Raw genomic sequence first — 13,043 nt, 5'->3', positions numbered from 1 at the left:
TAGCCTATGTAAGAATAGTTGGGGAGGTAACCATTTTATAATGACGGGATAAAACGACTACGGGAAAGCCCACTTCATGTTTTAATGAAAACACACTTCGTCTTATGCCTAAAGACTAAGTCTGTATATTTACGGATATAAGGTTCCGGATTAGGAATTATTGAGTGAAAAATAAAAAAATAAAAAGTGTATTGTATTCGTTTTCAGGTTGAGTTATACTAAATTCATTGAAACGTTTCAATCCAAGCGAGAGTAGCCGTGCAAGAGAAGAGGAGAAAGCGTGCCGACATTAAAAGATGTTGCAAAGAAAGCAGGTGTTAGTGTTTCAACTGCTTCCTATGCCCTAAATGGGAGTCAGTTAATTTCACAGCCTACCAAAGACAGAGTTTTAGCTATTGCAAATCAGATTGGTTATCACCCAAATGGAAATGCTAAAAATTTAAAGAAGAGCAAAAGTGATTTAATCGGTCTCTTTTTAAGTGGATTTACTGGCCCTTTTTTTAATGAAATAATTGAGGGAATTCAGCATACCGCTGTCAAAAATGGTTACGAATTAGTTGTAAGCGCATCCAATGATAAGCATCGTTTATTAAAAGAACGATACGTGGATGCTGCAATCATTTTGAATTACCATATTTCGAATGACTTGTTAGAGGTACTCGCAAATGAAAAGTTTCCAATCGTAGTATTAGATCGTGAGATAGACAACCCGCATATAAGGCAAGTGTTGCTCCCAAATAAGCTTGGAATAGACTATGCTGTGGATCATCTAATAACATTAGGGCATGAACGAATCGGTTTTATTGCTGGTTCCGAGGAGTCATTTGATGGAGAAAGGCGTCTTGAAGGATTTAAAGAATCGCTTTCAAAACATGGAATAGACTATAAGGAAACGGATGTAATCCGAGCAGATTTCACAGAAATAAGTGGTTTGCTTAGCATGAACAACTATCTTGAAAAACATGACGATTTCCCAACGGCTTTTATTTGTGCGAATGATGAAATGGCAATGGGTGCAATTAAAGCAGCTCAAACAAAAGGATATCGAGTTCCTGATGATATAGCTTTTATAGGGTTTGATGATATTGACTTAGCCCGTTTTTTTGAGCCACCACTTTCAACTGTTCGAGTCCAAAAGAAAGAATGGGGAATCACCGCAACGGAAACTTTGTTTAAAATGATACAAAAAGATGAAGAAGTAGAAAGTAAACAAATCCCAATTGAATTTGTTTCTCGTTCTTCCACATTATCTAAACCATTACAAAATAAGTAACGAGCAAGAGAAAAAAGGTCAATCAAAACCATTACTCTGTGGCAGCAGAGGGAAAAGGGATACCAAGCTAAGATCGACCGTTAAAACCCTATTTTTAATTGTACAACGCGAGTTAGGGGAATGCAATTAGTAGACTTTAGATGTAAGGTCTACATTCCGATATCCGTTAGCTCGTGCTTAGGTCTATGATACTTAAGAAAAGACTGAAACTGATTACTAGCCTAGAAATTTAGTAGTCCTTTTTCTTGGTCTTTAATTGAAACGTTTCAATTTTTAATGTGGCTCGTAAAAAACTTAGTAGTGACATCCTTCTCATTAAAGTGTACGGACGTAATTTCATCAAGTAAATCGAAGTGCATGATAGAGGAGAACTGGACAAAGTTCTGCTAAACTACAAATATGAAAATGGAGAGGTGTATTGTTGTGAAAAAAGTCTTTGTAATGTTCGTATTTATGGCGCTTTTTACATTTTTAGTGGCTTGTAATGATGGAGATTCAAACGATAAAGACAATGCGCAGACAGATCAAAATATAGAGGATGCTAATTCTGAAGAAAATGCAGAACAAACTGGGGATACTAGTGCTGAGGAAGTTACATTGAAGATTGCTAGTTGGTCGTTTGGTGCTGAAGGTGATGTCAACCTTGACCGAATGATGGTAGATGCTTTTATGGATAAATATCCTAACATTAAGGTGGAAATAGATGAATCTATTGCTCCTCCTTGGGAAGAGTCATTAGCTACTGCGGCTAGCGCAGGTTCAATGCCAGATGTATTTGCTGTTTCCAACATTCCGACAGCGTTGGCGAATGAGTGGTTACTCGATGTAAGTGAATTCACTAGCTCTGATGAAGAATTTGCGTTACTTCCTCAAGCAGTAACAGAGTCAATTACTTATGATGGTGGTGTATACGCAGTGCCATCTGCACAGCATTTCCTTGGTTACTTTGTCAATAAAGATCTATTTGAACAAGCGAACCTGGAAGTACCTTATCTAGGTATGAGCTTAGAGGAATTTGAAGAAGCAGTTCGTAATGTTTCCGATATAAACCAAGGCGTTGTAGGTTTAAATAATACATTCTCTGTTCCTGAATGGTACCCAGTGGCTGCAAGTGATGATTTAGGTTGGTACACATTTAATGATGGATTTAATTTAGACAGTCCAGAGTTCATTAACGGTATTAACACTGCTAAGAACTTTAGCACAAATGGTTATGCATACGAAACATTAACAGCTGATCAAAAAGCTAATTTTAATGGTGAAAACGCAAATGAAGCATGGTTCAACGGTGGAATAGGACTATGGTGGGATGGTTCTTGGGCAGTAAGTAGTTTCCAAAGTGAAGCGGACTTCAACTGGGACTTCATCGGTATTCCTGGACAGAGGAACGTTGTTGCACAAGACTTTTTCGGTATTTCTAGCTCGACAGAGCATCCGGAAGAAGCTTATATGTTAGCAAAATGGATGGGATTTGGTAAAGAAGGTTATATGAAGAAAATTGAAATTACAGATGCGGAAGAAGCACTTAACCTCAACGGTGTTCCATTAATTAATGATCCAGAAGTGTTAGATGCTTATTTTGAAAGAGTTAATGTACCTGGAATTGTTGAAGCATATAAAACCATTGACCAAGCAGTTGTTGAACCATTCAAAACAACACCAGGTTATGCACCAGCTCGCTGGGAAGCTCCTACGGGGGTATCTATAGGAGAAGAAGCTAATGCAACAATGGGAACTTTAATCAATGCAAGTATTTCTGGAGACATTAACATAGAAAACTATGCAACACAAATTAATGAGCTAGCAAATAGCAAGTATCAAGAAGCACAAGAAGCTATTAGTAAGTAAAAGGAAAGGCCGAACCCGAGGAGGTAACTAGATGAGATCAAAGATGCTGGTACTATCGATATTTGTATTGCTATTAATTCCGCATACTATTGTCTTTGCACAAGAAAATAGCTCTGCGGAACAAGTAATCGAACAGCGTTATCACCTCATACTCAATGAATGGCTGAAAAAAGATTTGGATAGCATTGCTCCATTTGAGCGTGCTATCCCCCCTTCTTCATTTACCAATATAGATGAAACAGATCTACAATCTGTTTCGGAGAGCCATGGTTATGGGGATCGTGTATTCTATTGGCGTAATCAAGAGTCATTAACGATTGAAGTAGAGGTTAATAAAGCAGGAGTATACGAGATAGGTTTTGATTATTTACCACAAGGTAATTTGATTATTCCAATAGAAGGTGCAATCCAAGTTAATAGTCAATATCCTTTCTCAGAAAGTAGACGCGTACTATTTCCTGCTCAATGGAAAAGCGAACAAGAAGATTTTGAAGTGGATCCACTAGGAAATGATATATTACCTGAACAGGTAACGATTGATAAGTGGCTTCATCTAAAAGTTGAGGATTCCGGTTATTTGTATAAACGTCCATTTAAATTCTACTTAGAGAAAGGGACCAACACGATTTCTTTAAAAAACCTACGCGGTGAAATGTTAGTCGGTAACGTATATATCACCTCACCAACAGAAATTCCAAGCTATGAGGCGTACCAAATAAGTTACCCAGATGCAAAACAACAGGGAGAGCTTCAAATCTACGAAGCAGAGCATCCTCTAGAGAAAAACAGTTCTTATATCCGACCAGTAGCAACAGACGATCCATCAGTAGAACCTTATGACGTCGATAAGGTGCAATTAAATACATTTGGTGGGGAATCTTGGTACGATCCAGGACAAACGGTGAGTTGGAAGGTCGATGTGGAGAAAGAGGGCTTTTATCAGTTATCCTTTAAAGTATTACAGGACAGAACTTCTGTTGCGCCAGTCTATCGGACAGTTATGATTAACGACAAAATCCCATTTTTGGAAATGGAGCAATATCAATTTCCATATAACAAGAATTGGTATAACGAAACATTAAGCAACGATGATGGAGAAGCTTATTTATTTTATCTTGAAAAAGGTGAAAATAAAATTTCCTTAAAGGCAGATCCTTCTCCAAATGGCCGTGTAATATTTGCAATTAAAGATGTGATGAAAGAGATCGATGAGCTTTCCTTGCAAATCAGGAAATTAACGGGTAGCCAAAGTGCGGAACGGGATTGGAAAATTAATGAATACATTCCCGGAATTGATCAGCAATTATTAGACTGGGCTGATACATTGCAACAAGAGACAGACTATTTACTCTCCTTAAATAATGGAGAAGACACATTGGAAATTGTCTCCCTTCAAATGGCGATTGAAAAGCTGAAGAACTTGGCAGCTGAACCAGATGAAATACCAGAACGTTTAACAGAACTATCTACAGGCTCTAGTTCTGCAGCGCAATTACTTGGAGATGTTTCAACAGACTTAAATGCACAACCATTGCTAATTGATCGTTTCTATGTACATGGTGATAATGTTTCACTTCCAGAACCGGAGGCGGGATTTTTTACCAAATCGAAGAATGCTATTGTTAGTTTTTTTAAGTCCTTTTCACAGGATAATCTAGCAATCTCTGATGTTGATGATGATACAGTAGAGGTGTGGGTAAATAGACCAAGGCAGTATGTAGAGTTGTTGCAAAATATGACAGACCAGATATTTACGCCACAGACAGGGATCAAAGTGAAGTATTCATTAATGCCAAATGAGCAAAAACTGGTCTTAGCAAGTGCAGCTGATACGCAGCCGGATTTGGCGTTTGGTATCAGTAACTGGGTACCATACGAACTTGCGATTCGGGGAGCAGCGGTCGACTTAAGACAATTTGACGATTTTAATGAAATCGGCAAGCAGTTTTCACCAGGCGCATTTCTACCAATGATTGTTGAAGATGGTGTGTATGCTCTTCCAGAAACACAGGACTTTTTTGTTCAATATTACCGCAAGGATATACTGAATGAATTGAACATACCGATTCCGAATACGTGGGATGAGGTAACGCAGATTCTCCCGGAGTTACAGCGATACGGTTTGAATTATTACATCCCGTTAGCACAAGAGTCAGCGTTCAAATCGTTTCAAACAACAGCACCATTCATATATCAATTTGGTGGGGATCTCTATAAGGATAATGGATTCGGTACAACCATTGATGAAGAAGCTGCCTTAGCAGGAATTCAATTTATGGCGGATTTAAATACAATTTACAGTATGCCGTTACAAGTTCCAAAGTTTTATAATGATTTCCGCTACTCCACACTGCCAATTGGTGTAGCACCATTTGCTACGTATGTCGAATTGACTACAGCAGCGCCGGAAATTTCCGGATGGTGGGACATTACGCCAATGCCTGGAAAGGAGCAAGAAGATGGCACGATTGCAAGATGGGCACCGGGCTCTGGACAGGCCTCTATGATCTTTGATGGGGACAAAACGGATAAGGCATGGGAAGTATTGAAATGGTGGATGTCAACGGAGACTCAAACAGATTTTGCTCGTTCGTTACAAATGTTATTCGGTCCTGAATACATGTGGAATACCGCGAACTTAGAAGCGTTTAAACAATTGCCATTACCTGATGAGCACAAAAAAGTCATCATAGAACAATGGAAATATTTATATGAGGTTCCAAAGACACCATACTCCTATTTAGTAGAACGTGAAATTAGTAATGTATGGAATCGTGCTGTATTTAATGGAGAAAATGTTCGGTCTGCAGTTGATGACAGTGTTATTCTCATTGACCGAGAGATGCGTAGAAAATTGACGGAATTCGGATATGTGAAAAATGGTGAAATGGTGAAGCCTTATCCAATTCCTACTATTGAAAAGGTGAAAGGGTGGCTAGAGGGCAATGAAGAATAAAAAAAATCAACTTAGTACTTCTGTATTTCTGGCGCCCTATTTAATATTGTTTATAACTTTTATTGTTGTACCAGTTGTAATTGCGATTGGGCTATCTTTTACGTATTTCAATACGATTGAAATGCCAAAATTTATAGGTTTAGATAATTATGTAAACATCTTGACACAGGACAATACTTTTATGCAGTTTGTTTTGCCTAATACATTAATTTTCTCGCTTATTGTCGGTCCTGGCGGTTATATACTTGCATTTTTATTAGCGTGGATGTTGGCACAAATTACAAAAGGGCCTCGTACGGTGCTTGCTTTAATACTCTATTCACCATCGATGACCGCGGGGATTGCGACGGCTGTTGTTTGGAAGATTATCTTTAGTGGTTCGGAGACGGGATATCTGAATCACTTCCTGATCTCATCGGGATTTATTAATGAACCGATCCAATTTCTCCAATCTCCTGAATACTTAATGGTCATTATGATTATCGTTACTTTATGGGGAAGCATGGGAGTAGGATTTCTAGCTATGTTGTCAGGCGTATTAAATATTAATAAAGAAATTTATGAAGCAGGATATATTGACGGTATTAGAAATCGTTTCCAAGAAATCATTTACATTACTATTCCGTCCATGAAGCCGCAGATGCTTTTTGGTGCTGTTATGGCAGTTGTGACCACGTTCCAGGCTGGGGCGATAGGGGTAGAGCTTTCTGGTCAAAATCCAACGCCACAATACGCCGGTCAGTTAATCGTAAATCACCTGGAGGACTTTGGGTTTATTCGATATGAAATGGGCTATGCTGCAGCATTATCCGTGTTGTTATTATTATTTATATATGCGTTCTCAAGAATTGCAACAAAGTTTTTTGCAGAGAAAGATTAACTTATATCTACTATGCAACTAATCTGTGAGGGGTGTTAAAAATGGCATCTTTTCAAGGTACAAAGATCAATCCTGATAAATTTCATATAAGTCAATTGAAGTTTTATGTGATTTTGATACTAGTAGCGCTTTTTATGATTATGCCAATCGTTTATATATTTTCACATGCATTGAAACCAATTGATGAACTTTTTGCTTATCCACCAAGGTTTTTTGTGCAAAAACCGACACTTGAAAATTTTCGAGATCTCTTAAGTAATACGAATGCAACGGGTGTTCCGATGTCACGTTACTTATTTAATAGTATTGTAGTTACTATCATAGTAGTTGTGTTTACTGTGCTAATCAGTACGATGGCTGGTTTTGCGCTATCGAAGAAAGAGTTTAAATTAAAGAAAACCCTTTTTGAGATTAACACCATTGCGCTTATGTTCGTTCCTGCAGCTGTAACGATCCCAAGATATTTGCTAATTGATGAAATTCATTTATTAGATACTTTTTTTGCACATATTTTTCCTCTACTGGCTATGCCGGTTGGATTATTTTTAGTCAAACAGTTTATTGATCAAATTCCGAACGAATTGATCGAAGCTGCAAAAATGGACGGTGCTAATGATTTTCAAATATTTATAAAAATCATTATTCCTTTAGTTAAACCAGCGATTGCTACGATCTCAATTCTTGCTTTTCAAGCAGTCTGGAACAATGCTGAGACGTCCACTTTATTTGTGAATGATGAGAATTTAAAGACGTTCGCTTTTTATATGTCGACATTAGCATCTGATACTGGAGGTAACTCCGTAGCAGGGCAAGGAATGCTTGCAGCCGCCTCCCTCATCATGTTCATACCGAATCTAATAATATTCATTTTTATGCAAAGTAAGGTGATGAACACCATGGCACATTCAGGTATTAAGTAATCATTAGGAGGAAGGGAAATGAGGAATCTTTTCATTGCAATATTCTGCCTTTGGTTAACTATATTGTTTCCCACACATTCCTCTGCTTCCGTTTCTGTCCCATATAAGACAGAAACAATTACAGCTGATGGAAATGTAATCGAAACGCAAACAGCTTATATTCCAATAGGTTTATTTGCAAAAGAGACGAATTTGCGAAATCCAGAAGATATTTATATTGATAATGAGAACAATGTGTATGTCGCTGATTCTGGAACAAGAACGGTAACAAAGCTAGATGAGCAAGGGAACATATTACAGGTTTACGGGCAAGATTTATTAAAGCAACCAATGGGTGTCTATGCTACAGAAAATGCCGTATATGTTGCTGATTATGGCAGCCAAAAAGTACTAAAATTTTCAGCGAACGGAACGCTTGTTAAGGAATACACTAGACCGACATCACCATTGTTCGGTAAAAGCGCACCTTATAAGCCACAGAAGATTTCTGTTGATCAACGCGGTAACCTATATGTAATTGGAGAAAGTGCAACAAACGGGATTATTCAGCTAAGTCAAGATGGGACGTTTCTTGGATACTATGGCGCTAATACATTAAAGCCTTCTGTAGGAACATTCATCCAAGATCGTTTGGTCACCGAGCAACAAAAGTCGAAGCTTTTTATGAAAGTACCTCCAGCACCAAGTAACATATCTATTGACGATCGCGGTCTTGTATATACTGTTACTTCCGGTACCACGTGGGAAGCAGTTCGAAAGCTAAATATAGCAGGTGGGAATCTACTGCCTCCTGACATAGCTGAGAAAACAAATCTAACTGATCTTGCAGTAGGAAAAATAGGGAATATTTATACGATTGATAGTGATGGAATAATTTCCGAGTATAATGCTACAGGGAATTTACTATTTACTTTTGGTGGTAAAGCGAGCGAAACGAATCGTCTTGGGCTTACAATGCAGCCAACAGGGATAGAGGTTGACAATGCAGGAAAACTTTATGTTTCTGATCGTGAGCAGGGTGTAATTCAAGTTTTTGAACCTACTCAATTTACATCGATTCTTCATGAAGGCTTAAAGTTATTTGATGAAGGTTTTTATGTTCAAAGTGAGAAATACTGGGATGAAATTCTCCGTCTAAATGCTTCTTTTGGATTGGCACATACGGCTAAGGGAGAAGCACTCTACAAGCAACAACAGTATGATGAAGCACTTGTTGAGTATAAATTAGCAAACAATAAAGAAGGATATTCTAATACGTTTTGGGAAATTCGTTATCGATGGCTGGAAAATAACTTAGCTACAGTATTTATCGTATTGTTTGTATTATTATTTGCCCGTTTCATCATTCGAATGGTAGATAAAAGAAAAAATATTTTGCAGCCAGTGAGATACATTGGAAATAAAATGAAACAACAAAAGCTAATAGATGAGTTGCTTTTTATATTCCGGTTTTTAAGACATCCGATTGATAGTTTGTATTATTTGAAAGAATCGGAAAAAGTATCCATTTTATCTGCAAGTATTCTTTATATGGTATTAGTAGTTGAATATATTGTAAAAATCTATTGGACAGGATTTTTATTTAAAAATTCGGTGATTGAAGAGCTAAATGTATTCTTAGAAATAGGTACGGTGCTGATTCCACTTCTCCTTTTCGTATTGATCAACTATTTAGTTAGTACGATCACAGATGGTGAAGGCAGGTTTAGAGATGTATATATTGGGACGATTTACTCTTTAGCACCAGTCATCATATTCATACTACCAGTTTCCATTATCTCCAATGCTCTGACGTATAATGAAGCATTTATCTACACATTTGCTATGCAAGTGATGATTATGCTATCCATTGTATACTTATTTATCACAATAAAAGAAATCCATGATTATACATTTTGGGGAACAGTTCGCAATATTTTAATTACCTTATTTGGTATGTTCCTAACCGTATTAGTTGTTTTTGTACTTTATGTTTTATTTGATCAATTATTTGATTTTGTAAGCTCGATCATCCAGGAGGTGATTCTACGTGTCTAAAAAGAGAAAATGGGTTGTATTTGTTCTTATCTTTCTGTTTCCGATTCCGATTCTTGCGAATACATTCGATGAACCGAAACAAACACTTAAGGAAACGCGAATGGAGCAAACTGATGATCTATTGAAATACAACTCCAATGCTTATACACAACCAGAAAATGAGCAAGCAAAATGGAAAAATGATGCATCTTTAGAAGGATATACAAAAGTTTCTGAGAGTTCTGATTTATCACTTTATGTGGATAAAGTATCGCTTGGACTAAAAATTGTGAATAAAGCAACTGGCTATATTTGGAGCTCTGGCTTGGAGCAGAACAAAGAATATAAGCTTAATGATTCTTGGATTAACATGGCTAATTCGGCAGTAACGATTGAATACATTAATCCAGACGGAAAGCTATCTTCTGAAAGCTTACTAACGGATCAATCCGACGTTTCATTCAAGCAGACGGATGAAGGGTTTTCCGCAACGATCACGTTAAAGCAATCTGGTATTACAGTACCACTTGATGTGACCCTTGAGGGAAAATCATTAAATATCGAAGTACCTGAAGAAGGCATTGTTGAGCAAGAGAACAAACTAGCAACGATGAAGCTGTATCCGTTTTTAGGAGCTGTTGAAGGAACAGATCACGATGGTTATTTGTTTATTCCAGATGGTAGTGGTGCACTCATTCGTTTTGTAGAAAAGCAACCTGCGTCAACAACGCCTTTCCGGGCTAGCGTTTATGGGAAAGATGAGGGCTTTACACGTAGCAGTACAGGTGAAAAATCTATTAAAGTGAACCCAGTACAACAGGTAAGGATGCCAGTTTATGGTGTAACCCATGGTGTCGATGAAAATGGTTTTGTAACCATTATAGACAAAGGAAAAAATTACGCAGAAGTGCTTGCCTATCCATCAGGTGTTTCAACTGATTTTTATTGGATAACGACGCAGTACAATTATCGCTACCAATATTATCAGCCTACTAGTCAAAATATGAGTGGCTACAATGTTTATCAAGAAGAACGGAATGCTTTTGATATAAAAGAAACAGTAACTTTCTTAGAGGGTGATGATGCTAATTATGTAGGAATGGCTCACGTCTATCAAAACTACCTAATAGAAAACAATATGTTAAAGGAAAAAGACGATCATGTCGATGCACGATTAGAATTTCTAGGTGGGGAAGTAAAAGACGGCTTACTTTGGGATTCTGTTTATCCGATGACTCAAGTTAAAGATCTGCCGGAATATGTAACAGAACTCAAGGAACAGGGTGTGGACGAGATGAACGTTGTCTACCGAGGCTGGACCGATGGAGGTTTTACGGGCACATTACCGCAGAAATTTCCTTTAGAAGACAAGCTAGGCAGTGATGAAGATTTTGCGGATGTTAGAGATTTTTTCAGTGATCAAGGAATACCGTTGTATTTTTTCACAGATTACTCGAAGGCTTATAAGGGGGCATCTGGTTATTCGGGAAGAACTGATATCGCACGTAAGATTAATGCAGAACCAATTGTAACGACTGGAGAATTTGTTGACTATTATCTTCTTAGTCCTAATAAATCATTGGAGATCGCTAAAGCGGATAATCCAAAGTATAAAGAAAATGGCATTACAAATTTAGCAATCGATTCAAGCGCAAGTATGTTATTCTCTGATTTCAATCATGATATTGCTCGACCAGAAGCAGTGAATGTCTATCAGGAGTTGTTTGCTACTTTACAAGAAAATGTCGATTCCATTGCGCTATATCAACCAAATGATTACATGTTGTCGATAACTGATCGATATTTAGACATTCCGATGTATGCATCTAACTATATTTTCGTTACAGACACCGTACCATTTGTGCAAATTGTCTTAAAAGGTTACATTCCATACTATTCATCGTATTCTAATTTCTTCTATAATCCGGATGATGAGGTACTTAGAATGATTGAGTATGGTGCATATCCATCCTTTTACTTAACGACAGAGCCATCCCATGAATTAATGTATACACCATCAAGAGATTTGTATACTTCACAGTTTTCAGATTGGAAAAGTGAAATTGTAGATCAGTATAAAGCCGTAAAGGGAACGCTAGGTGAAGTTGAAGGAGCACACATCATCTCCCGTCATGTACATGACACAGGTGTTGTGGAAGTGGGCTACTCCAATAACAAGTCCATTCTTGTTAACTACACAAATAAAGCAGTAATAATACAAGGTGTAGAGGTTGAGGCAAAAGGATATAAGGTAATCGACCGGGGGAATCAGTCATGAAGCAATTGTCACTACAAAATAAAAAAAGTTTGCTAGGCTACACATTTATTCTACCTTGGATTATTGGTTTTTTACTGTTTACATTATATCCATTAGGCTATTCCTTGTTTCTTAGTTTGCAGAAAGTCAAAATAACGCCAAACGGTATTGTGACCGAGTATGTGAAGTTTGATAATTATGTGTATGCATTTACAGTTGATGCAGAATTCACACAAATACTCATCAGATTCTTAAGAGAGTTAGTAATCTCTACACCAATTATAATCGTGTTTTCATTAATCATTGCATTATTGCTCAATCAGCCAATTCGCTTTAAAGGCTTATTCCGAACCATTTTCTTTTTACCAGTAATCATTGCGAGTGGGCCGGTGATCAATGATCTGATCGAGCAGGGTGTCACGGCACTTCCTTCCATAGATGATTACGCTATTTTTACTACTGTATTGGCAAGTTCCGGAAGCTTCTTTTCAACGATTATTACGTATTTGATGAACAATTTAATTATTATTTTGTGGTATTCAGGTGTGCAAATACTTATCTTTCTTGCAGCATTGCAAAAAATGGATCGTCAAATATATGAAGCAGCAAAAATTGACGGTGCATCTAACTGGGAATGCTTTTGGAAAGTAACGCTGCCAACCTTATTCCCAATGATCCTTGTAAACATGATTTATACGATTGTAACTTATTCTGTGTTTGCCTTAAATCCAGTAGTGGAACATATCAAGAAGCAAATGTTCCAAATTTCAACGGGTTTTGGTTATGCATCATCGTTATCTTGGGTGTATTTCCTCGTTATTGCGTTAGTTCTAGGAATTAGTATGGGATTAATGTCAATTAGAGGTAACAAAAAGTACAGTTAAAGGATGGAT

At 37.4% G+C, this 13,043-nt stretch carries 8 protein-coding genes; all 8 read left to right on the top strand.

Annotated elements, in window-relative coordinates; genetic code table 11:
* Positions 1-280 precede the first annotated feature (280 nt).
* On the top strand, positions 281-1,273 hold the full coding sequence (locus tag RZN25_13625; protein MEQ6377855.1) for a LacI family DNA-binding transcriptional regulator: 993 nt from the start codon (positions 281-283) through the stop codon (positions 1,271-1,273).
* Between the two features lie 423 nt (positions 1,274-1,696).
* A complete protein-coding gene (locus RZN25_13620) occupies positions 1,697-3,121 on the top strand; it encodes an extracellular solute-binding protein (protein MEQ6377854.1) in 1,425 nt (474 codons plus the stop codon).
* 31 nt (positions 3,122-3,152) lie between these two features.
* On the top strand, positions 3,153-6,077 hold the full coding sequence (locus RZN25_13615) for an extracellular solute-binding protein (GenBank protein ID MEQ6377853.1): 2,925 nt from the start codon (positions 3,153-3,155) through the stop codon (positions 6,075-6,077).
* Positions 6,067-6,957: a sugar ABC transporter permease gene (locus RZN25_13610; GenBank protein MEQ6377852.1), complete on the top strand. Its 891-nt coding sequence runs from the start codon at positions 6,067-6,069 to the stop codon at positions 6,955-6,957. The genes RZN25_13615 and RZN25_13610 overlap by 11 nt, the downstream gene beginning before the upstream one ends.
* Positions 6,958-6,998: 41 nt before the next feature.
* A complete protein-coding gene (locus tag RZN25_13605) occupies positions 6,999-7,877 on the top strand; it encodes a carbohydrate ABC transporter permease (GenBank protein ID MEQ6377851.1) in 879 nt (292 codons plus the stop codon).
* An 18-nt stretch (positions 7,878-7,895) separates the two neighbouring features.
* Entirely contained in the window at positions 7,896-9,914 is a 2,019-nt protein-coding gene (locus RZN25_13600; GenBank protein MEQ6377850.1) for a hypothetical protein, read from the top strand.
* Positions 9,907-12,171: a DUF5696 domain-containing protein gene (locus RZN25_13595; GenBank protein ID MEQ6377849.1), complete on the top strand. Its 2,265-nt coding sequence runs from the start codon at positions 9,907-9,909 to the stop codon at positions 12,169-12,171. The genes RZN25_13600 and RZN25_13595 overlap by 8 nt, the downstream gene beginning before the upstream one ends.
* Entirely contained in the window at positions 12,168-13,034 is an 867-nt protein-coding gene (locus RZN25_13590; GenBank protein ID MEQ6377848.1) for a sugar ABC transporter permease, read from the top strand. Before RZN25_13595 ends, RZN25_13590 begins: the two co-directional genes overlap by 4 nt.
* Positions 13,035-13,043 lie beyond the last annotated feature (9 nt).

This window comes from Bacillaceae bacterium S4-13-56, assembly GCA_040191315.1.
Taxonomy (GTDB): Bacteria; Bacillota; Bacilli; order Bacillales; family JAWJLM01; genus JAWJLM01.
The sequence above is the reverse complement of the archived record's forward strand: the minus strand, read 5'-3'. Positions and strand labels throughout refer to the sequence as shown.

What these genes read in the sequence shown, in the direction of transcription:
- RZN25_13615 (MEQ6377853.1), top strand. Translation starts at nt 3,153, where the DNA reads ATGAGATCAAAGATGCTGGTACTATCGATATTTGTATTGCTATTAATT.
- RZN25_13610 (MEQ6377852.1), top strand. Translation starts at nt 6,067, where the DNA reads ATGAAGAATAAAAAAAATCAACTTAGTACTTCTGTATTTCTGGCGCCC.
- RZN25_13605 (MEQ6377851.1), top strand. Translation starts at nt 6,999, where the DNA reads ATGGCATCTTTTCAAGGTACAAAGATCAATCCTGATAAATTTCATATA.
- RZN25_13600 (MEQ6377850.1), top strand. Translation starts at nt 7,896, where the DNA reads ATGAGGAATCTTTTCATTGCAATATTCTGCCTTTGGTTAACTATATTG.
- RZN25_13590 (MEQ6377848.1), top strand. Translation starts at nt 12,168, where the DNA reads ATGAAGCAATTGTCACTACAAAATAAAAAAAGTTTGCTAGGCTACACA.